Raw genomic sequence first — 20,880 nt, 5'->3', positions numbered from 1 at the left:
CTACATCAATCGACTTGAAAGCATAAGGGCGGCATTCTAGCACAAAAAAGGGCAATTCCCCATAGGGGCTAACGGCTTGCTGTCACAGAGCAGAGGCTTGGTTATAATGGCCAACAACCGGGCGCGCGCAATTCCGATGACGCAGTGCCGACGATTTAACGGAAGGATATTCCAGCATGAACGTGGACCACCAGGAAATTGCCAAATTTGAAGCCGTTGCCAGCCGCTGGTGGGATCTGGAGGGGGAGTTCAAACCCCTGCACCAACTCAACCCCCTGCGCCTGGAGTGGATCATCACCCATAGCCAGGGGCTGTTTGGTAAGCGGATACTGGATGTGGGTTGCGGCGGTGGCATCCTCAGCGAGTCCATGGCCCGCCACGGCGCCCACGTCACAGGGCTGGATATGGGCCGGGAGCCGCTGCAGGTGGCACGGTTGCATGCTCTGGAAACCGGCGTCGAAGTCAATTATCGGCAAGGCACAGTAGAAGCGCTGGCAGAAGAGTTTCCTGGCCAGTTTGATGTGGTGACCTGCATGGAGATGCTGGAGCATGTGCCCGACCCCGCCTCCGTGGTGCGCGCCTGTGCCCGCCTGGCCAAGCCCGGCGGCCAGCTCTTCTTCTCCACCATTAACCGTAATCCCAAAGCCTGGCTCTTGATGATAGTGGCCGCCGAGCAGTTGTTGAAAATGGTCCCCAAGGGCACCCACGACCACACCAAGTTTATCCGCCCCGCCGAGCTCTCCTGTTATGCCGAGCGGGCTGGGCTGCAGCTCAAGCGGATGAGCGGCGTGCTCTATAACCCACTGACCGGCCAATTTCGTTTAAGCCGCGACGTGGGAGTCAATTACATGCTGCACTGCCAGAAACCGGAGTAAACCATGACAGCGACCGCCCCCCGCTTTGCCGCCGTGCTGTTTGATCTGGATGGCACCCTGTTGGACACAGCCCCGGATCTGGGCGCCGCCGCCAATCATGTGCTCACCAGCGAAGGGATGCCCTCGCTGCCGGATTGCATAGTGCGCCGCATCGCCTCAGACGGCGCGCTGGGCTTGCTCAAGGCAGGCTTTGGCGAGGCCGAGTTGAGCCACCGCGATACCCCGGCCCTGCGCCAGGCCCTACTGGATTACTATGCCGCTCACCTCTATGAAGGCACCCGCCCCTACTCGGGCATGGTCGAGTTTATCGCCTGGCTCAACGCCCAGGGGATCCGCTGGGGCATAGTGACCAACAAACCCGCCTTTCTCACCGAACCCCTGATGGCTCAGGTGCATGAGCTCGCCCTGTGTGGTGTCATCGTCAGTGCCGATACCCTGCCCGAGCGCAAACCCCACCCCGCCCCCATGCTCTATGCCGCCGCTCAGTTAGCGGTCGCGCCGGAGCAGTGTCTCTATGTGGGCGATCATATTCGTGATATCGAGGCGGGCCGTGCCGCTGGCATGAAAACCGCCATCGCCGCCTGGGGTTACCTGGATCCGGCCGAGTGTACCCATGCCTGGGGCGCGGACTGGAGCTTTGATACAGTCCCGGCCCTGCATCACTGGTTTTCCGGTTGCCGGCACTGAGCCCTCAACCTGCTAATTTTTGCCCTCGGTAAGACGCCGAGACTCCGCACTGGCCAAAGGTGGAAAAAAAATGTATTTTTTTCCACTCGCCGCCAAGCCGCGTTGTGCCTGCGCTGTAAAGATCTATCCACAACCCATCCCCATTTCGCCCCCTTGCGGCCGACCCAGCCACCCGCTATCTTGTGCTTAATTACGAAAGTGACACCATATATTGTGTTTAAAGCCAGCTTCACTCCTCTAGCCATTGCCTATTCAGAGGTCAGAACGCCAGCCAGCACATAGTGTCATCACGATCACGCCTGGCGTGGCGCCAGCTTAAGAAGAAGGAACGGGACGGGTATGAATAGCAATCTATTGGTCACCAAACGGGATGGAAGCAGCGAGCCTCTGGATCTGGACAAGATCCATAGGGTGGTGACCTGGGCCGCCGAGGGGCTGGATAATGTTTCCGTCTCCCAAGTCGAGCTGCGGGCCCATATCCAATTCTACCCGGGGATGAAGACCGCCGATATTCATGAGACCCTGATCCGCGCCGCCGCCGACCTCATCAGCACCGAGGCTCCCGACTACCAGTACCTGGCCGCCCGTCTGGCCATGTTCCATCTGCGCAAGAAGGCGTATGGCGAGTTCACGCCGCCCCCCCTCTACCAACATGTACAGAAATTAGTGGCAGCGGGACGCTACGATGCCCACCTGCTGCAAGATTACAGTGCCGACGAGTTCCAGGAGCTGGACACCCACCTGCACCATGAGCGCGACATGCTGTTCGCCTATGCGGCCATCAAGCAGCTCGAAGGCAAATATCTGGTACAGAACCGGGTCACCGGCGAGATCTACGAGAGCCCCCAGTTCCTCTACATGCTGGTGGCCGCCTGCCTCTTCTCCCGCTACCCCAAGGCCACACGCCTGGCGTATGTGAAGCGTTTCTATGACGCCTGCTCCACCTTCAAGATCTCCCTGCCCACCCCCATCATGTCCGGAGTCCGCACCCCGACGCGGCAGTTTAGCTCCTGCGTACTGATAGAGTGCGACGACAGCCTGGACTCCATCAACGCCACCGCCTCGGCCGTAGTGCGTTATGTGTCGCAACGGGCGGGGATTGGCATCAACGCCGGTCGGATCCGCGCCCTGGGCTCGGAGATCCGCGGCGGGGAAGCCTTCCATACCGGCTGCATCCCCTTCTACAAGTACTTCCAGACGGCGGTGAAATGCTGCTCGCAAGGTGGGGTGCGCGGTGGGGCGGCTACCGTCTTCTATCCCCTTTGGCATCTGGAAGTCGAATCCCTGCTGGTACTAAAGAACAACCGCGGCGTTGACGATAATCGGGTGCGCCATATGGATTATGGGGTGCAACTCAACAAGCTGATGTACCAGCGCCTGATCCAGGGGGGCAACATCACCCTGTTCAGCCCCTCCGCCGCCCCCGGTCTGTATGATGCGTTCTTTGCCGATCAGGAGCAGTTCGAGCGTCTCTATCTGCAGTACGAAGCAGATCCGACGATCCGCAAGAAACAGCTCAAGGCCAGCGAGCTCTTCTCTTTGCTGATGCAGGAGCGGGCCGGCACCGGACGCATCTACATTCAGAACGTAGATCACTGCAACACCCACAGCCCGTTCGATCCCAAGCTGGCCCCGGTGCGCCAGAGCAACCTCTGCATGGAGATAGCCCTGCCCACCAAGCCCCTCAACGATCTGCGCGATGAGCAGGGTGAGATTGCCCTGTGTACCCTCTCGGCCTTCAACCTGGGGGCGCTGGAGTCGCTAGAGGAGCTCGGCCCCCTGGCCGACTTGGCAGTGCGGGCACTGGATGCCCTGCTCGATTATCAGGATTACCCTGTGCTGGCCGGCAAGAATGGCGCCATGTGGCGGCGTCCGCTGGGGATTGGCGTGATCAACTACGCCTACTATCTGGCAAAAAATGGGGTGCGCTACTCGGATGGCTCGGCGTTGGGATTAACCCACCGCACCTTTGAGGCCATTCAATACTATCTGCTCCAGGCTTCAGTAGCCCTGGCCAAAGAGCAAGGAGCCTGCCCACGCTTTGCCGAGACCAAGTATGCCCAGGGCATACTGCCCATCGACAGCTACAAACGGGAGCTGGACGAGGTGTGTGCCGAGCCGCTGCAACTGGATTGGGAAAGCCTGCGTCAAGAAATCAAGCAACATGGCCTGCGCAACAGTACCCTGACGGCGCTCATGCCCTCGGAGACCTCCAGCCAAATCGCCAATGCGACCAACGGCATAGAGCCACCCCGCGGCCTCATCAGCGTCAAGGCCTCCAAGGATGGCATACTGCGGCAAGTGGTACCCGATTATGCCGAACTCAAGCAGGCCTATGAGCTGTTGTGGAGCCTGCCCTCCAATGAGGGTTACCTGCAACTGGTCGGGGTGATGCAAAAATTTGTGGACCAATCCATCTCGGCCAACACCAGCTATGATCCAAGCCGTTTTGACGGCGGCAAGGTGCCCATGAAGCAGCTACTTCAGGATCTGCTCAGCGCCTACAAACTGGGGGTGAAGACCCTCTACTACCACAACACCCGGGATGGGGCCGATGATGCCCAGCAGACCCAGGATGATGGCTGTGCCGGTGGCGCCTGCAAGATCTAGGCGGCTCTGACCCGCGTAACACTCTATGAGGGCACTCCCTCGACAGGCCGCCGCGAGGCGGCCTCTGACTCGGTAGTAAAAGGATCCTGATCATGGCATACAGCACCTTCAGCAAGCAGGCCAATAATGCGCTGCACGAACCCATGTTCTTTGGCCAAACCGTCAATGTGGCACGCTTCGATCAGCAAAAACATGAGATCTTCGAGCGGCTCATCGAAAAGCAGCTCTCCTTCTTCTGGCGCCCGGAAGAGGTGGATGTCTCCCGGGACCGCATCGACTTTCAGGCTTTGCCAGCTCATGAGCAGCACATATTCCTCTCCAACCTGAAGTATCAGACCCTGCTGGACTCTATTCAGGGACGCAGCCCGAATGTGGCGCTGCTGCCGCTCATCTCCCTGCCGGAGCTGGAGACCTGGATCGAGACGTGGGCCTTCTCCGAGACCATACACTCCCGCTCCTATACCCATATCATCCGCAATATTGTGGCGGCCCCCGCCCTGGTATTCGATGACATAGTGATCAACCAGGAGATCATCAAGCGCGCCGATGATATTGCCGGTTATTACGACGAACTCATCAGCGCCACTCAGCTCTGGCAGCAACTGGGGGAAGGGGAACACCAGATCAATGGGCAAGGTGTCACGGTCGATCTGCGAACCCTCAAGAAGAAACTCTATCTCTGCCTGATGAGCGTCAATGCCCTGGAGGCGATCCGCTTCTATGTGAGCTTTGCCTGCTCCTTTGCCTTTGCCGAGCGGGAACTGATGGAGGGCAACGCCAAGATCATCAAACTGATCGCCCGGGATGAGGCCCTGCACCTGACCGGCACCCAGCACATGCTCAATCTGTTGCAAGGGGGCAAGGATGATCCCGACATGGCGCAGATCGCCGCCGAGTGTCGCGATGAGTGCCAAGCCCTGTTCCTGCGTGCTGCCGAGCAGGAGAAGGAGTGGGCCGACTATCTATTCAAGGATGGCTCCATGATTGGCCTGAACCGCGACATTCTCTGCCAGTACATAGAGTTCATCACCAATGTACGGATGCAGGCGGTCGGGCTGACGCCCCCCTTTGCCGACAAGCCCAACCCCCTGCCCTGGATCAACGCCTGGCTCAGCTCCGACAACGTCCAGGTGGCTCCGCAAGAGGTGGAGGTGAGCTCCTATCTGGTGGGTCAGATCGACAGCGAATTCAACGCCAGCGATCTGGACGGCTTCAGCCTGTAATCATGTCAGCACCACGACTCATCACCCCACTCGGTCGTTTCGAACTGCAAGCAGGGGAAACCCTGCTGGCGGCGCTGGAACGTACCGGCCATAGCGTGGAATACCAGTGCCGCAGTGGTTACTGCGGCGCCTGCCGATTGCGTGTGAACGACACAAAGCTGACACAAGCCCTGCATTATCCCACCCCGCCGTTGGCCCTGCTGGCCCCGGGTGAGCTGCTGCCCTGTTGCTGTTATGCCCGCGCCGACATTATGCTGCCGCTGACTGAGACGGCTGAAGCCATGACTAGTTGACCTGGATCTTGCCGCGAGTGACCGCTTCGTTGCTGGAACCGACTGGACGCCAGCTGAGGGCACCATTGGTTTCATAATCATTTTCCCGGGTACACTCAAGCCAGGCATCCCCCGCCTTGATGCGAGCCCCCTTGGAGAATTGATGACCATCAAACCAGCAGATGCGCTCTGCTCCCGTCCCCACGGGTAGTATCAGCTCGGGAGAACGCCCCTGGGTGGAAATGATAGTGCTGCCCGAGGCATGATCAGTACCGATCTGCACCTCACCGGCCAAAGCAAACGTTGCACAGCACAGCCCCGACAGGAGGAATAGTAATCCTCGTTTGTTACTCATACTTAGCACCCCCTTCTTCTGATAGTAAAAACCATACTACTCTGGATCGGCCCCTCTGATAGCATGAGCCCTCTGTTCATACTGGAGAAATTGATGGCAGGCAAATCCCCCCGCGCCCTGTTGGTCATTGATATGCAGTTAGGGCTATTTAGCGCCAGGCAACCTCGCTATCAGAGTGCTAGCGTCATTGCCAATATCAATCGACTGATCGACGCCTGTCATCTGCAGGCTATCCCCGTCATCTTCGTGCAACATGACGGCCCACACGGCGATGAACTTGAACCCCATAGCCCAGGCTGGGATCTACTGCCCAACCTGCACCGCACCCAGGCGGCTCACCGCATTCGCAAGACCAGCTGCGATAGCTTCTATCGCACCGGGCTGCAGCCGCTGCTGCACTCCATGGGCACCAAGTCGCTGATGATCACCGGTTGTGCCACTGACTACTGTGTCGATACCACACTGCGCATCGCCGCCAGCCTGGACTATCAGCTGTTTGCCATCTCGGATGCCCACACCACGGCCGATCGCCCGCACCTGGACGCCCGCAGCATCATCACCCACCATAACAGCATGTGGCGTAATCTCATCTGTGCCAAGCCAGTGCAACTGCGTAGCACCCAGCAGATGCTCGAAGAGCTGGGCAAACCCATAAGTCAGTTTTAGCAAACTGCTCCCACAACAAAGGCGCCTTGCGGCGCCAATGTTCGTCACTTAAGCGTATTAACTCCGTTCACCCTGAGCTTGTCGAAGGGAAAATAACTAATAATATCAATTTATTAACCCGTTCATGGTTCGACAGGATCTCACCACGAACGGATTTAGTCAGCACCCAGCCTTTGCGATAGCGGTAATCCTTGCCGGTCAAGACATACTCCCGCACAGAAAAGCTCGGCGCACACAGCGGCAGATACAGAGATAGTAAGGCGTTGACGATGTGCAAATCAGCTGGCTGTGAGCTAGGATCATCATCCACTCCAACAGCACAACCATGATCAAAGCGTAGATGCTGTTTTTATACACAGCAATCTAGAGTGGGAGTCCTGTCAGGCCTCTGTCAGGCCAGCATTTTGCTTTAAGCCTTTTTCGGATCCCACCTAACGATGGGCCCCCTTGCCGAGTATGTAGTGGACTTTCAGCACCAAGTCACCATTTGGGCCACCACAGCCAACCCGGTTGCGCTTACGCGCCATGCCCGACGCACCACCTACAAAAAAGCCGCCTAACAACGGCGGCTTTTCCAAACCTACAACGAGGCTTATTTAGTTTCGGCAGCAGAAACTGTTGGTGCAGCGGCAGATACGGCAGCAGATGCCGCTGGAGCAGTAGCAACAGCAGCAGAGGCGGCAGCAGGAGCAGCCTCTTCAGCTTTCTTCTCGCCACAGCCAGTCAGAGCCACAACAACCATACCCGCCAGAATCAGTGCGTTCTTCATTCGCGTTATCCTTTCATCTATTAACAAAACCAGCCTTAGATAACATATCTAAAGACTTAATAATTCGCGCCCCATTTTAACAAGACCCACCAGTTAAGCCAGCCCCATTGTGGCGCGGTTCCCTTTACGTGTTGTTAAGCATTTTAACCCCACCAGATAATCAGGGCGGGAGCACACTTCATTGGTTTTTTAACCAAGAAATGGTTGTACCCGATACTTATCGTCCCGGCCAACCTTCTTCAGTTTTTTCCTCTGGTCTGATGTGCAAAATTGCTCTGTTTTACAATAAATAGCTGTTCCGAATAGTAGATCACTGAAGGAAGGGAACTCAGTCCAATTTGTGCCATCTGATCAGTCGCCAAACAAAACAAACAGTATCCAAAAGACTGAGCTGATGGCCATCATACCCCCCCTTACTCGCCCCGAGCGGGAGTCGTTTTTCTCTCTATCATTTTTCAAGAGGAGGATCGGGCTGGAAGGTGAAGGGGCGGCACGTATGAGATAAGCCATGACATCAACTTATTATCTGCTGCTAATTTAAGGGCTTGTTATCGAATTGATTTTATTTATAAAGTTAAGGCGCCTTCCGGCGCCTTTGTTGTGCTCACGCTCCTAGATGGAGTCAAGATCCGAGATCTTGGTGTGGCGAACATCCTTACCTTTGACGCAGTAGATGATGTAGTCGCTGATATGTTGGCAACGATCGCCGATCCGCTCCAGAGAACGTGCGGCCCACAGCACCTCCAGTACCTGGGGTATGGTGCGGGGATCTTCCATCATATAGGTCATCAGCTCACGAATGATGGACTCATACTGCCGATCGATCTTGTCATCATCGTGATAGAGCTGGATGGCGGCCTCCACATCCATGCGCGCAAACGCATCCAGGGCATCGTGCAGCATCTTGATGGCCTGGCGCCCCATGCTCTCGAGCGAGACCAACGGCGGCTGGGAGCGATTATTGCTGCTGTTGATCACCATACGCGCCAACTTGTCAGCCACATCCCCCATCCGCTCCAGATCAGTGACCGCTTTGGAGATCATCAGGATGAGCCGTAGATCGGAGGCGGTAGGCTGCCGCTTGGCGATGATGCGGGTGCACTCCTCATCTATGCTCATCTCCATGCTATTGACCTGCAGATCGGTCTCGACGATCCGGCGTGCCAGCTCCAAATCCTGATCATGTATCGCCACCAGAGCGTCGGAGAGCTGTTGCTCCACCAGCCCCCCCATGGCCAGTACGTTATTGCGCACGGCTTCGAGTTCAGTATTGAACTGACCGGAGATGTGCTTGTTCAGATTCATGTTATCCATGGTCAACTCCTCGGATGCAGTTCAATTAGCCGTAGCGGCCAGTAATGTAATCTTCAGTCTTCTTCATCTTCGGCTTGGTGAAGATGGTGTTGGTATCAGAGTACTCGATGAGCTCGCCCATATACATGAAGGCGGTCTGATCTGAAACCCGCGCCGCTTGTTGCATATTATGGGTGACGATGACCACAGTGTACTTGCTCTTGAGCTCATTGATGAGCTCTTCTATGGTCAGGGTCGAGATGGGGTCCAGCGCCGAGGTGGGCTCATCCAGCAGCAGCACTTCCGGCTCGATGGCGATGGCACGAGCGATCACCAGACGCTGTTGCTGACCACCGGAGAGACCAAAGGCATTCTCATGGAGTCGGTCTTTCACCTCATCCCAAATGGCTGCACCACGCAGGGAGCGCTCCACCGCCTCATCCAGCAGACGGCGATCACTGATCCCCTGCAGACGCAGCCCGTAGACTACGTTCTCATAGATGGACTTGGGGAACGGGTTCGGACGCTGGAACACCATGCCCACCCGGCGCCGCAGGGCCGCTACATCCACGCTCTTGTCATAGATGTTTTGACCATGCAGGGTGATCGCCCCCTTGATGTGGCAAATCTCCACCAAATCGTTCATGCGATTGATGCAGCGCAGCAGAGTGGACTTACCACAGCCCGACGGGCCGATGAAGGCCGTTACCTGCCCCTTGGGGATCTTCATGTTGACGTCAAACAACGCCTGCTTGTTGCCGTAGAACAGCTCAAGCCCCTTGATCTCCAGCGCTGTCTTTTCCACTGGCAGGTTCACGAGATCCATGGTTTCGCTCTGGCTCATAGTGGGAGTTACATTAATCATCTTCTACCTCAATTCGGCAAAGGCCGGCTGGTTAGTTATCCAGCGCCCGATATTTTTCACGCAAATGGTTACGAATGCTGATGGCCGTCAGGTTCAAGCCGACGATCACCGTCACCAGCAAGAAGGAGGTGGCGTAGACCAATGGACGCGCCGCCTCCACATTCGGACTCTGGAAGCCCACGTCAAAGATATGGAAGCCCAGGTGCATGAACTTACGTTCCACATGGAAGTAGGGGAAGTTGCCATCCACCGGCAGAGTGGGGGCCAACTTGACCGCTCCCACCAGCATCAGCGGCGCCACTTCACCTGCAGCCCGGGCTATCGCCAGAATGAGCCCGGTCATGATGGCCGGACTCGCCATAGGTAACACGATACGCCACAAGGTCTCGGCCTTGGTAGCGCCCAATGCCAGCGAGCCATGTCGTACTGTGCTCGGGATCCGCGCCAGCCCCTCCTCGGTGGAGACGATCACCACCGGCAGGGTCAGGATGGCCAAGGTCAGCGCCGACCAGATGACACCCGGGGTACCAAAGGTCGGGCTCGGCAGCGCTTCGGGATAGAAGAGTTTATCCAGCGAGCCACCCAGCACATAGACGAAGAAACCCAGACCAAACACACCGTAGACAATGGAGGGGACACCCGCCAGATTGATCACCGCGATACGGATAAACTTGGTCATGACATTCTTGCCGGCATACTCATGCAGATAGACGGCCGCCACCACACCCATGGGCGTCACTATGACCGTCATCAACAACACCATAAACACTGTGCCGAAGATGGCCGGGAACACGCCCCCCTCGGTGTTAGCCTCACGCGGTTCGGATGAGACAAACTTGCCAATCTGGTGGAACCAGAAACCAATCTTGGAGATCAGGTTCATGCGGTTCGGCCAGCTCACATCCAACACCTTGGCCAGCGGCATGGTGACACTCTGGCCACGCATATCCTTGACCACCAGCGAGTCGCGAGCTGTCTGGTCACGCAACTTAAACAGTTCCTGCTCCAGCACCAGATAGCTGTCGTTGAGACGCTTACGCTCGGCACTAATGGCCTGTGTGGCTTCAGCCGTCAGCTCGTTATCCAGCTCGAGGCGACGCTCCTTGAGGCGCAACTTCTCCAACTGGTAGTTGATGGCCCCAATATCGGACGTCTGCAGTTGACTCACCTGCTTGTTGATGGCCGCTACCCGCTCAATACGCTGCTGCAGTTGCTCATGCAGTTCACCCGATACTGGCTTACCGTTTTCCTGCACCTGCTCTATGTAGCCATAGAAGTTGCCATTGGTGGTGCGCTCCAGCACGGCCAACTCCTCAGGCGTCGTGCGCGAGACTATGTCCGTTTCCAGTACCCAGCGGAAATCCAGGGGCACAAATTCCCGGTTCCCGGTCTTGATGAGATAACGCTCGATGACTTCGCGCTCCTCACCGGCCATGGCCAACCCCGTGGCGCGCAGACGTGCGGTAGGGACAAATTCAGCATCATAAAGCTCGCCGATGAGCTGATATTTCTCGCCCTTGCCCTTCTCGTCAATGTCCCACTGATAGATGGTATGAGGCCAGAAGTAGACCAGACCCCGCCAACCTATGAGTACGAGCAGACCGATCACGGCAATCAGACTCAAACTGACGGCTCCCCCAGTCATCCAGATCCAGGGGGCTCCTGTTTTAAACCACTTGTTCATTGTCGTTTGATTCCTTTATGCCCGGTTACATGGAGCTGTATTTGTCACGCAGACGCTGGCGCACAAATTCAGCCACGCTATTGAAGATGAAGGTGAAGATGAACAGCACAAACGCCGCCAGAAACAGCACGCGGTAGTGGGAACTCCCCACCTCGGACTCCGGCATCTCAACGGCAATATTGGCCGCCAGTGTACGCAAGCCCTGGAACATACTCATGTCCATCACGGGTGTGTTACCTGTGGCCATCAGCACTATCATGGTCTCACCCACGGCCCGGCCCAGGCCCATCATCACAGCAGAGAAGATCCCTGGGCTGGCAGTCAGGATCACCACCCGGCTCAGGGTTTGCCAAGGCGTGGCCCCTAGCGCCAATGAACCTTGAGTCAGGTGCTTGGGCACCGAGAAGACCGCATCTTCGGCGATGGAGAAGATGGTCGGGATCACCGCAAAACCCATGGCGATACCCACCACCAGGGAGTTGCGCTGATCAAACCGCATGCCCAGCGTATTGGTGATGAAACCGCGGGCATTACCGCCGAAGAACCACCCTTCCAATACGGGGCTGAAAGCGAGACAGAGATAGCCAACCAGCACCAACACAGGTACGAGGATTAGTGCCTGCCACCCTTCGGGCACCGATTCCTTGATACGATTAGGCAGCTGATACCAGGCGAAGGCCGTGAGTAACATGGCGAGCGGCAAGGCCAGGAACAAGAGGAAGACCCCAGGCAGGTGCTGCTCGATCATGGGAGCCAACCAGAGTCCGGCGAGAAAACCCAGAATAACAGTAGGCAGCGCGGCCATGATCTCAACGGTCGGCTTGACCACAGTACGCATGCCAGGCGACATGAAGTAACCGGCAAAGATGGCTCCCGCCAGGGCGATCGGTACCGCAAACAGCATGGCGTAGGCCGCCGCTTTGAGCGTACCGAATGCCAGCGGCACCAGGCTCAGCTTGGCTTCAAAATCATCGGAGGCTGACGTGGACTGCCAAACGAATTGGGGTTCGGGGTAGCCTTCGTACCATACCTTCTGCCACAAGGCTGACCAGGTCACTTCAGGATGTTCATTCTTAACTTTGAAGAAGTAGAACTTATCTGCAGACTCGACCAGCAGGGTATTGTTACGCGGTGACAACACCAGACTGTCGATCTTGCTCTCACCTATGGTTTCGGAGAGCAGACGGGTGTTGCCGGTGGTGTGAAACAGATCGATGCGCTTGTCACCCGTCAGAGCCATGAAGCCCTTACGGCTGTGCTCAGGGGCCAGATCACGCACGGCGGCATCGGCTTGGAACTCACGGATATAGGTGAATTCCCGGGCACCATCTCGCACCACCTCAAACCACTGGGAGACCACACCGTTATCATTGGCCACCAGCAACGATGACGCGCCACTGAGCAGGGCCAGTTGGGTGACATTTGCCCCCTTGGCATTGATCTTAATGGCCGAGCGTAAGGTAATGGCATCCAAATTTTTGATGTCATAGATGGAGAGCAGGTTGCCCACCCGTGCCAACAGATAGCGCAGATCGGGCGTCAACAGTACTTGATCTGCCTTGCCGCTCAACGAGGGGACGGTATAGCGCTTGGTCGTCCACTCCACATCACCGGAGAGGAAATTCTCCTCGCCGATCCGTGCGGTCAACAGGGTCTGACCATCGGCTGTGGTGGCGGCAAAGATAGCCAGCGCACTGGTGGCCTCATAGGCCAGGTGGGTTATCGCCCGCCCCTGCTCATCCAGCACCAGGTGTTCTTGACCCAAGGGGTATTTCACCACGGCTTCAGTGACCCGCTTATCGTTGGGATAGGTCACGTCGAAATCAGGTTGCACCACCAGGGCCGTACCATCAGCAAAACCGTAGACCATCTGACGCTTGCCCAAGGAGGTGGCGGCGACTGAAGTCACCTCACCCGGAATGGCCACATGCTTGAGGGCTGTGCCAATCGGGAAACCTGAGCGGCTGTCCAACGAGAAGAAATCGATGTGACCCTGCTGGCTAAAGCGGTAACCGATCTGATTCTGATCATTGATCCCCAACAGGGCGGTCTGGCCCTGAACGGGAAGCGTCAACTCCGCCTTGGCATCGATAGACGCCGACTCGAAGATGGGCTTCACCACATAGAGCAGGTAAAAAAAGATAAGCAGCAACGCCACCAGGACTAGTATGCCCCCGGCGGTGACGCTGATGCTGGCTAACTTATCCGTGACGCGCCGCTTTCGGCTCCCGGACATAGTCGCATTAACGGTTTCAATTGACATCAACAAACCTCGATTGGTTCTTTGCTTGCTGCGGATTCTATGTCGTTTACATGACAGTTTTGTTACAGGGTGAGTATGTCTCTGCCGATACTCACAGCCTGTTATCAGCTTGAGCCGTAAGCATGACACTTTGACGATTACAGACATCTCGGGTTGCCGTATCCACTAACTGCCGATTTTTTCATCCAAGCCCGCAAGAAGCCGCGTTTTCCCGCTCAGGAATTTGGCAGCCGAGCCATAAATATGTCATGTTATTGACATATAAGGGTGCGGCAATCATGCCACCCTGCCTGTAGCGCCCATACGGCTTTGGCGCATCATCGATAACAGGCCCAAGAGCACGATAGAGGAACTAGATGAGCAGTGACAATCTATGGTTTGAAAAGGAGCTAAGCTGGCTCTCTTTCAACGAGCGGGTTTTACAAGAGGCGATGGACAAGAGCGTACCGCTTATCGAACGGGTTCGTTTCTTGGGGATCTTTTCCAATAATCAGGATGAATTCTTCAAGGTTCGCGTGGCCGACGTCAAACGCCGAGTGGTGATCCATAAGGAGCACGGCGGCGATCCGGAAGCCGAAGATCTGCTGCATGCCATCCAGGACAAGGTCAAGCTGCTCGGTGAGACCTTCGATATTACCTACCGTGAACTCATGATCTCCCTGGCGCGCCACAATATCTTCTTGCTCAACGAGAATCAGATCTCTCCTAGCCACCAGGCCTGGATCAAGAAGTATTTCAAAGACAAGGTGCTGCGCCATATCAGCCCCATACTGCTGACTGAAGATAGTGATCCCATCGACTTCCTGAAGGATCAGTACACCTATCTGGCCGTTAAGATGAAGAAGGAGGGAAAACGAGTCCAGTATGCGCTCATCGAAGTGCCGACCGACTACCTGCCCCGCTTCGTACCCATGCCGCCAGATGAAAACAACAAGCGGCGCAAGGCGCTGATCATCCTCGACAACATCATTCGCTTCTGCCTGGACGATATCTTCTGTGGCTTCTTCGATTACGACGAGATTGCCGCCTACTCGGTGAAGATGACCCGGGATGCAGAATATGACCTCTCGGCACAGTTCAACCGCAGTCTGCTGGAAAACATGAGTGATGGACTCAAGCAACGGCTCAAGGCCATGCCCGTCCGCTTTGCTTACGACCGCGAAACCCCCCAGAGCATGGTCACCTTCTTGACCTCCAAGTTGAAGATGAGTTTCTATGACTCCATCATGCCGGGCGGCCGCTATCACAACTTCAAGGATTTTATCGGCTTTCCCAATGTGGGCCGCGACTATCTGGAAAACCCCAAGCTCTCCGCCCTCAACAGCCGGGTATTTGATAATCACCAGACCCTATGCCAAGCCATAGCCCAAGGCGATATCCTGCTCTATTACCCCTATCATAAGTTCCAGTACTTTACCGAGCTGCTAAGACAAGCCTCGTTTGACCCGGCCGTCATCTCCATCAAGATCAATATCTACCGGGTGGCGAGTCAAAGCCGAGTGATCGACTCGCTGATTGATGCCGCGAATAACGGCAAGCGAGTGACTGTGGTCGTCGAGCTGCAGGCGCGTTTCGATGAGGCCGCCAACATCCAGTGGGCCAATCGACTCACAGAGGCAGGCGTCAAGGTGCTGTTTGGGATTCCCAGCCTGAAGATCCACTCCAAGCTCTGTGTCATCACCCGCCATGAACAGGGTGAGAGGGTGCGCTACGCGCATATAGGGACCGGTAACTTCAACGAAAAGACCGCCAAGATCTACACCGATTTCTCACTGTTCACACGCAACCAGGAAATTGCCAATGAAGTGAACAATGTGTTTGAGTTTATTGAGCACCCCTTCCAGCGTTTCAAGTTCAACCATCTGATGGTCTCGCCCATCAACTCGCGACGCCATATCTACAGTCTGATTGATAACGAGATCAGCAACGCCAAGTCTGGCCTGCCTGCCCGGATCACCCTCAAGATCAACAACCTGGTGGACAAAGGCATGGTCACCCGGCTCTATGCCGCCAGTCAGGCCGGAGTCAAGGTGCGGATGATAATCCGCGGCATGTGCTCTTTGATACCTGGCCTACCCGGCATCAGCGACAATATCGAGGTGATCAGCATAGTCGACCGTTATCTGGAGCATCCTCGCGTCATGGTGTTCCATAATAATGGTCAGCAAAAGGTCTATATTTCATCGGCCGACTGGATGACCCGCAACCTGGATTTCCGTATTGAAGTTGGCACCCCCATCTATGATGAAAACTTACGCCAACAGATACTGGACATTCTGGAGTTGCAGTTCTGCGATACCACCAAGGCTCGGGTGATCGATGTGACCCAGTGCAATAACTATGTCGCTCGGGGCAACCGCAAGAAGTTGCGTTCCCAGATCGCCATCTATGACTACTTGCGTCAACGGGAGCAAGAACCCTATGCCAAATAATGTGCTGGCCGCCATCGATCTGGGCTCCAACAGTTTTCATCTGGTGGTAGCCCGGATCCTGGATGGCCGGATACAAATCATCGACAAGCTCAAGCAGCGAGTCCGATTGGCCGAGGGGATGGATGACGACAAACAGCTCAACGAGGAGGCCATGCAACGAGGCCTGGATTGTCTTGAGCTCTTCGCTGAACGGTTAAGTGGTATCAACCCAGATACAGTGCGGATCACCGGCACCTACACCCTGCGGGCCGCCGCCAACGCCCAGGTCTTTTTGGACCGAGCCAGAGCCCTGCTACACCACCCCATAGATATCATCTCGGGCCAGGAAGAGGCCCGCCTCATCTATCAGGGGGTTGCCCATACCCAACACCTGGAGGGGCGCGTACTGGTCATTGACATAGGCGGAGGCAGTACCGAACTCATCATAGGGGAAAAATTCACCCCCTTGGCGCTCACCAGCCGCAAGATGGGCTGTGTCACCTTCACCAAACAGTTCTTTGCTAATGGCAAGTTAAATGAAAAGAACTTCAACGCCGCCATACTGGCAGGGCTCCACCAGCTCGAACCCATACTGACCCAATATCAGGGGTTAGGCTGGCAAACCTGCCTGGGCAGTTCTGGCACCATCAAGACAGTGCGGGAGCTGCTGGTCAGCAAAGACGAAAATGGCATCCTCACCCTGGCCCAACTGGAGCGGTTGAAAAACCGCCTCATAGCCCAAAAGCGCGTAGAGCAACTGGAGCTGCCAGGGTTGACTGAAGATAGGCGCCCCATTCTGGCTGCCGGGGTCGCCGTGCTCATTGCCCTGTTCCAGGGGTTAGGCATAGAGCGCATGGAGTATTCTGATGGTGCCCTGCGTGAAGGCTTGCTGTATGAGTTTGAGCAGCGCCAACAGCATCAGGACATCCGCGCCCGTACCGCCTTTGGCATCGCCGAGCTCTATCACATAGACAAACAGCAGGCGGCCCGGGTCGAAGCCACCACTCTGGTGCTATTTGATCAGGTGGCCAGGGCCTGGGAGCTAGATGCGGAGCTCTACCGCCCCTTACTCTGCTGGGCAGCCATGCTGCACGAGATCGGGCTCGCCATTAACTACACGGCAATCCAGCGCCACTCGGCTTATATTCTGGAGAACTCAGATCTGCCCGGTTTCAATCTGGAAGAGCAGAGCTGTCTCGCTACCCTGGTGCGGTTTCATCGCAAACCGATACGCCGCCAGGAGTTCAGCCCCATCCCCAACTACCCCGATCAAGCAATCTGGCGTTGCATCCGCATTCTGCGCCTGGCTATCGCCTTGAATCATAGACGGTTGGATCATCTGCTGCCTGCACTCACGCTCTCAGCCGAAGGCGCTCGCTGCATACTGACACTCCCGGCTAGCTGGTGTGAGGCCAATCGCCTGCTGATGCAGAATCTGGAGCGGGAGCAGGAGTATCTGCAAGCCCAGGGCTGGCAGTTGGAATTGATACAGGCGAGCTGAAGGTAAGATCCCCATTAAACCAAAAGGCCAGTCATTACTGACTGGCCTTTTTCATGACGCTACTTATGCACTACTCGACTTAGTGAATGAAGTGGCTCAACAGATAGAACATGCCACCGGAGAGCAAGATGGTCGCTGGCAGAGTCAAGACCCAGGCCAACATGATGCTTTTGACCGTGCCGGATTGCAGGCCGGTGCGATTCATCACCATGGTACCCGCTACCGCCGAGGAGAGCACATGAGTCGTGGATACCGGCATGCCGGTAAGACTGGCGATACCGATGGCCGAAGCCGCGGTGATCTGGGCTGCCATCCCTTGAGAGTAGGTCATCCCCTTCTGGCCAATCTTCTCACCCACAGTCAGCACAATCCGCTTCCAACCTATCATGGTGCCACCACCCAGGGCCAGAGCCACGGCTATGATCACCCAGAGAGGGGCATATTCGGTGGTCGCCGTCAGATCCTTGCGCAACTTGCCAAGGTCTTCACGCTCCTTGGCGCTAATGGTTTCCATCTTGCTGACTTTCTTCGCGGTATCATCGATACAGAGCAGCAGACGACGCACCTGACGACGCGCTTCAGTGTCTAGCTGAGTATAGCTGGTCACAGTTTCTAACTTCTGGGTCAGCGTCTGAATAGCCGGGATCGTCTGCTGGGCATCGCATTTGAAGATGGGAGGCAGAGTATGGTTGGCATCCTGGCCCAGCACCATAATGGAGGCCAGTTGCTCCTGATTGCGCTCGTAGAAGCTCTGCATGTGCAAGGCCGCATCATGGGTACGAGCTATCTGATAGGAGGTGCTCTCCAGATTGACCACAAACTGACCCGGCACGACGCCAATCAGCACCAGCATGATCATGCCAATCCCTTTCTGGCCGTCATTGGATCCATGCACAAAGCTCACACCCATAGCCGAAGCAATCAGGGTAAACCGAGTCCAGAACGGCGGGTGCTTCTTACCATCCACTAGCTGACGCTCTTCAGGTGTCTTGTGCATCTTGCTGACACCCCAAATGCGTTTGGCCAGCAGCAACAACAGACCGGCGACCATGAAACCCACAGTCGGCGAGATGATGAGCGAGAGCATGATATCAATGGCCTTCTGCACATTGATACCCGAGCTGATGGGCGCACCTGTGATTAACGCATTGGCAGCCCCGACCCCGAGAATGGCACCGATCAGGGTATGGGAGCTGGACGCGGGCAAGCCCAGATACCAGGTGCCCAAATTCCAGAGGATGGCTGATGCCAGCAGGGAAAAGACCATTATGATGCCATGTACCGACGCCACATTCAGCAGCAAATCGACTGGCAGCAGATGCACTATGGCATAGGCGACACCCAGGCCACCGAGCATAACGCCGGCAAAGTTGAAGATACCCGATGCCACCACCGCCATATGAGCCGGCATAGCCTTGGTGTAGATCACAGTTGCCACAGCATTGGCGGTGTCATGAAAGCCATTGATAAACTCATAGGCCAAGACAAACACCAACGCAAAAAACAGACCGATGCCGAGTTCAAAACTCAGGCCAGTAAACATATCCAACATAGGTTTTTTTTACGGTTATAGTCGCGAATTGACCGCGGCGGATTATGACAGAAAGATTATCCAGAGAAAGATGACTCATGTTAATTAAAAGGCAAAAAAGGGAAATATAAGGCTTGTTTTTCGCCACTCTGATGCTGTTGTGGTACTTAAGCCGCTCTGACAGCGCACCATTACGGCCCGGCATCGCTGACGCTCTAGCCTCAATTGAAATTCGTTGTTTTCATTAGCGGCTCGCATACATCAGGTAACGTCCCGGCTTGAGGCGGCCAGGAGCTGTCTTCATCTCTTCATCGAGCAGCAACATAATCGACACATATCCATCCTAAGATGGCGACGCCTGAATCGAGGGAGGTGAGTGATGATCAAGATATTCAAGCTGTTCCAACCCAAGCAGATTGCTCGTTATGTCAAAGCCTTTCATTGCGGCATCTTCTTCATTGATGAACAGGGGCCCTACCATTTTGAAAATGGCTCGGTCTGCTATGAGCCCCATCATGGCAACGCCTCACTTAAGTCGATTGCCGAGATCAACCGCGTGGTGCGTGACTTGCGTCGCTTTCATCCCTGAGCTCCTCATTCGATTCAGGCTAAGCCTACTTTTGCTTTTTGTAATTCCTGTGGTTTTCGGCCCGAGCTAGTTTCTCGGGCCATTTTCTATGGATTCAACCACCCCATTGTGAATAGTCACGATCTGCATAAACTTCCCCTTACCCTGGTCATAGGTCCAGCGCTCACCCGCCTTGACTTGGGTCAGTTCCCCCTGTTCAGTTTGGGCCGTGCGCGTGATCTCTTCGACTAACAGAGGTTGGCCGCACTTGGTGAGCAGTGTTACAGTTTGATCCCCCTCAACCACCAGCTTACTGCCACAACGCAGGCTCTGAGCCTGAGCAACCCCCACCGACCCCAGCAACAGGCCTACGATCAGAATCTGTTTCATCATTGTCACTCACCCTGGGAAAATTCTCGCTCAAACCATATCTGGTTGCGCAGAGGCAGACAATAGCCAGTTGTGCCAACGCCATCGGATATGAAGCTGGCTACATATTTCCAGCTGCGAATTCGGCACCAGGCCACTTCTGAGATACAATCCAGATAGAGAGTAGTGGCCGCGGCTCAACGCTAAGCAAGGAATGGGTAAATGAAACAACCAACTCAGACACATGTCAGCCCCAACCGTAGCAGCCTCCATAGCGCTCGAGCGGCTGGCGAGAGCGCCCCTATGCCCGACGCTACCCCCCTCAGCACTCACAAGCCAGCACGAGTACACTTCAGTCGACCGGCACTCATCCTGGCCCTGGGCATGGTGGCAGCCGCCGTCATCACCCAACTGGGTGACGGACAACACTGGTTCACGCCAGAAAATTCCCTGCAACTGACTGATGGCAAGGTGAAGCTGGGGGACGTGTACGCCGAGCACCTGACTAGCCAACTGGTGATCACCCGGGTGGCGGATAACGGCGAGTTACTGCGGGTCGAAAGTTCACCGGCCGAGCTTTATCCCCAGGCTGTAGAAAAAGTGCTGCAGTATATTCAGCTGATCAATGAGCGTGCGCGCAGTGACACCTCGGGCACCTACACCCCGGTACAATTTGATAGCGCCATGTGGAGTAGCGATGTGCGCATCAAGCTGCAAACCACCATAGAGTATCAGAGTCAGTATCAGCCCCAATTCAGCTTCGTGATGGAAAGCAGTGATCGCATTGTCAAAAAGGATAAAGCGAGCATTAAACCTATCTTGGACAGCATGCAAGAGTACGGTAAACAGGCACTCACCACCTACCATGCTCGCTACAGTTTTATTCCCACCCCATAACAGCCGCAGATAACAACCAATAAAAAAAGTGCCGTGAAACA

The 20,880-nt window shown here is 55.8% G+C and carries 19 protein-coding genes; 10 read left to right on the top strand and 9 right to left on the bottom strand.

Annotated elements, in window-relative coordinates; translation table 11 throughout:
* The first annotated feature begins 176 nt into the window (after positions 1-176).
* The 5 genes from ubiG to yfaE all read left to right on the top strand — a co-directional run bounded on the left by ubiG (position 177) and on the right by yfaE (position 5,688).
* Complete coding sequence (ubiG, locus tag ACZYTD_RS09320; RefSeq protein ID WP_463891490.1) at positions 177-875, top strand: bifunctional 2-polyprenyl-6-hydroxyphenol methylase/3-demethylubiquinol 3-O-methyltransferase UbiG; 699 nt, start codon at positions 177-179, stop codon at positions 873-875.
* Positions 876-878: 3 nt separating this feature from the next.
* Complete coding sequence (locus ACZYTD_RS09315; RefSeq protein WP_463891488.1) at positions 879-1,562, top strand: HAD family hydrolase; 684 nt, start codon at positions 879-881, stop codon at positions 1,560-1,562.
* Between the two features lie 339 nt (positions 1,563-1,901).
* Entirely contained in the window at positions 1,902-4,172 is a 2,271-nt protein-coding gene (gene nrdA / locus ACZYTD_RS09310) for a class 1a ribonucleoside-diphosphate reductase subunit alpha (protein WP_463891486.1), read from the top strand.
* A gap of 92 nt (positions 4,173-4,264) precedes the next feature.
* Complete coding sequence (nrdB, locus tag ACZYTD_RS09305; protein WP_463891485.1) at positions 4,265-5,395, top strand: class Ia ribonucleoside-diphosphate reductase subunit beta; 1,131 nt, start codon at positions 4,265-4,267, stop codon at positions 5,393-5,395.
* A 2-nt stretch (positions 5,396-5,397) separates the two neighbouring features.
* Entirely contained in the window at positions 5,398-5,688 is a 291-nt protein-coding gene (yfaE, locus tag ACZYTD_RS09300; RefSeq protein WP_463891484.1) for a class I ribonucleotide reductase maintenance protein YfaE, read from the top strand.
* Here the strand turns inward: yfaE and ACZYTD_RS09295 are convergent.
* Positions 5,681-6,022, bottom strand: coding sequence for a DUF1496 domain-containing protein (locus tag ACZYTD_RS09295; protein WP_463891482.1), 342 nt, complete (start codon positions 6,020-6,022; stop codon positions 5,681-5,683). The two genes, yfaE and ACZYTD_RS09295, sit on opposite strands and share 8 nt — an antisense overlap.
* 93 nt (positions 6,023-6,115) lie before the next feature.
* Between ACZYTD_RS09295 and ACZYTD_RS09290 the strand changes: the two genes are divergently transcribed.
* Entirely contained in the window at positions 6,116-6,688 is a 573-nt protein-coding gene (locus ACZYTD_RS09290; protein WP_463891481.1) for a cysteine hydrolase family protein, read from the top strand.
* A gap of 67 nt (positions 6,689-6,755) precedes the next feature.
* On the opposite strand, the gene ACZYTD_RS09285 is transcribed toward ACZYTD_RS09290, so the two are convergent.
* The 6 genes from ACZYTD_RS09285 to ACZYTD_RS09260 all read right to left on the bottom strand — a co-directional run bounded on the left by ACZYTD_RS09285 (position 6,756) and on the right by ACZYTD_RS09260 (position 13,562).
* Positions 6,756-6,998, bottom strand: a complete 243-nt coding sequence (locus ACZYTD_RS09285; RefSeq protein WP_463891480.1) for a hypothetical protein — start codon at positions 6,996-6,998, stop codon at positions 6,756-6,758.
* A 282-nt stretch (positions 6,999-7,280) separates the two neighbouring features.
* Positions 7,281-7,457 (bottom strand): hypothetical protein, encoded by a 177-nt coding sequence (locus tag ACZYTD_RS09280; protein WP_463891478.1) that lies wholly within the window; start codon positions 7,455-7,457, stop codon positions 7,281-7,283.
* Positions 7,458-8,069: 612 nt separating this feature from the next.
* Positions 8,070-8,771 carry a phosphate signaling complex protein PhoU gene (gene phoU, locus ACZYTD_RS09275; RefSeq protein ID WP_463891476.1) on the bottom strand — a complete coding sequence of 234 codons (702 nt, stop codon included), beginning with the start codon at positions 8,769-8,771 and terminating at the stop codon, positions 8,070-8,072.
* A gap of 25 nt (positions 8,772-8,796) precedes the next feature.
* Positions 8,797-9,615 carry a phosphate ABC transporter ATP-binding protein PstB gene (gene pstB / locus ACZYTD_RS09270; RefSeq protein WP_463891475.1) on the bottom strand — a complete coding sequence of 273 codons (819 nt, stop codon included), beginning with the start codon at positions 9,613-9,615 and terminating at the stop codon, positions 8,797-8,799.
* Between the two features lie 31 nt (positions 9,616-9,646).
* On the bottom strand, positions 9,647-11,299 hold the full coding sequence (gene pstA / locus ACZYTD_RS09265; protein WP_463891474.1) for a phosphate ABC transporter permease PstA: 1,653 nt from the start codon (positions 11,297-11,299) through the stop codon (positions 9,647-9,649).
* A gap of 25 nt (positions 11,300-11,324) precedes the next feature.
* Positions 11,325-13,562, bottom strand: a complete 2,238-nt coding sequence (locus ACZYTD_RS09260) for a phosphate ABC transporter permease (protein WP_463891473.1) — start codon at positions 13,560-13,562, stop codon at positions 11,325-11,327.
* 356 nt (positions 13,563-13,918) lie between these two features.
* On the opposite strand from ACZYTD_RS09260, the gene ppk1 reads away from it, so the two are divergent.
* Both ppk1 and ppx read left to right on the top strand, forming a co-directional pair.
* A complete protein-coding gene (gene ppk1 / locus ACZYTD_RS09255; RefSeq protein ID WP_463891471.1) occupies positions 13,919-15,994 on the top strand; it encodes a polyphosphate kinase 1 in 2,076 nt (691 codons plus the stop codon).
* Positions 15,984-17,474, top strand: coding sequence for an exopolyphosphatase (gene ppx / locus ACZYTD_RS09250; protein ID WP_463891470.1), 1,491 nt, complete (start codon positions 15,984-15,986; stop codon positions 17,472-17,474). The genes ppk1 and ppx overlap by 11 nt, the downstream gene beginning before the upstream one ends.
* 79 nt (positions 17,475-17,553) lie before the next feature.
* Here ppx and ACZYTD_RS09245 read toward each other — a convergent pair whose 3' ends face one another.
* Positions 17,554-19,026 (bottom strand): inorganic phosphate transporter, encoded by a 1,473-nt coding sequence (locus ACZYTD_RS09245; protein WP_463891468.1) that lies wholly within the window; start codon positions 19,024-19,026, stop codon positions 17,554-17,556.
* Between the two features lie 358 nt (positions 19,027-19,384).
* Here ACZYTD_RS09245 and ACZYTD_RS09240 point away from each other — a divergent pair, with 358 nt between their 5' ends.
* Positions 19,385-19,594, top strand: coding sequence for a DUF1107 family protein (locus tag ACZYTD_RS09240; RefSeq protein WP_463891466.1), 210 nt, complete (start codon positions 19,385-19,387; stop codon positions 19,592-19,594).
* A gap of 66 nt (positions 19,595-19,660) precedes the next feature.
* Here ACZYTD_RS09240 and ACZYTD_RS09235 read toward each other — a convergent pair whose 3' ends face one another.
* The gene (locus ACZYTD_RS09235; RefSeq protein ID WP_463891465.1) at positions 19,661-19,966 is read right to left on the bottom strand and encodes a DUF2845 domain-containing protein; all 306 of its coding nucleotides are present in this window, start codon (positions 19,964-19,966) and stop codon (positions 19,661-19,663) included.
* Between the two features lie 198 nt (positions 19,967-20,164).
* On the opposite strand from ACZYTD_RS09235, the gene ACZYTD_RS09230 reads away from it, so the two are divergent.
* Complete coding sequence (locus tag ACZYTD_RS09230; protein ID WP_463891463.1) at positions 20,165-20,839, top strand: hypothetical protein; 675 nt, start codon at positions 20,165-20,167, stop codon at positions 20,837-20,839.
* Positions 20,840-20,880: the final 41 nt, after the last annotated feature.

This window comes from Pseudaeromonas sp. HNCC25DJ180, from assembly GCF_055413345.1.
This window is presented reverse-complemented; position numbering and strand designations above follow the sequence as displayed.

Bases quoted from the DNA above. Each gene is read 5' to 3' on its own strand.
- ubiG (WP_463891490.1), top strand. From the start codon at position 177: ATGAACGTGGACCACCAGGAAATTGCCAAATTTGAAGCCGTTGCCAGC.
- ACZYTD_RS09315 (WP_463891488.1), top strand. From the start codon at position 879: ATGACAGCGACCGCCCCCCGCTTTGCCGCCGTGCTGTTTGATCTGGAT.
- nrdA (WP_463891486.1), top strand. From the start codon at position 1,902: ATGAATAGCAATCTATTGGTCACCAAACGGGATGGAAGCAGCGAGCCT.
- nrdB (WP_463891485.1), top strand. From the start codon at position 4,265: ATGGCATACAGCACCTTCAGCAAGCAGGCCAATAATGCGCTGCACGAA.
- yfaE (WP_463891484.1), top strand. From the start codon at position 5,398: ATGTCAGCACCACGACTCATCACCCCACTCGGTCGTTTCGAACTGCAA.
- ACZYTD_RS09295 (WP_463891482.1), bottom strand. From the start codon at position 6,022: ATGAGTAACAAACGAGGATTACTATTCCTCCTGTCGGGGCTGTGCTGT.
- ACZYTD_RS09290 (WP_463891481.1), top strand. From the start codon at position 6,116: ATGGCAGGCAAATCCCCCCGCGCCCTGTTGGTCATTGATATGCAGTTA.
- ACZYTD_RS09280 (WP_463891478.1), bottom strand. From the start codon at position 7,457: ATGAAGAACGCACTGATTCTGGCGGGTATGGTTGTTGTGGCTCTGACT.
- phoU (WP_463891476.1), bottom strand. From the start codon at position 8,771: ATGGATAACATGAATCTGAACAAGCACATCTCCGGTCAGTTCAATACT.
- pstB (WP_463891475.1), bottom strand. From the start codon at position 9,615: ATGATTAATGTAACTCCCACTATGAGCCAGAGCGAAACCATGGATCTC.
- pstA (WP_463891474.1), bottom strand. From the start codon at position 11,299: ATGAACAAGTGGTTTAAAACAGGAGCCCCCTGGATCTGGATGACTGGG.
- ACZYTD_RS09260 (WP_463891473.1), bottom strand. From the start codon at position 13,562: ATGTCAATTGAAACCGTTAATGCGACTATGTCCGGGAGCCGAAAGCGG.
- ppk1 (WP_463891471.1), top strand. From the start codon at position 13,919: ATGAGCAGTGACAATCTATGGTTTGAAAAGGAGCTAAGCTGGCTCTCT.
- ppx (WP_463891470.1), top strand. From the start codon at position 15,984: ATGCCAAATAATGTGCTGGCCGCCATCGATCTGGGCTCCAACAGTTTT.
- ACZYTD_RS09245 (WP_463891468.1), bottom strand. From the start codon at position 19,026: ATGTTGGATATGTTTACTGGCCTGAGTTTTGAACTCGGCATCGGTCTG.
- ACZYTD_RS09240 (WP_463891466.1), top strand. From the start codon at position 19,385: ATGATCAAGATATTCAAGCTGTTCCAACCCAAGCAGATTGCTCGTTAT.
- ACZYTD_RS09235 (WP_463891465.1), bottom strand. From the start codon at position 19,966: ATGATGAAACAGATTCTGATCGTAGGCCTGTTGCTGGGGTCGGTGGGG.
- ACZYTD_RS09230 (WP_463891463.1), top strand. From the start codon at position 20,165: ATGAAACAACCAACTCAGACACATGTCAGCCCCAACCGTAGCAGCCTC.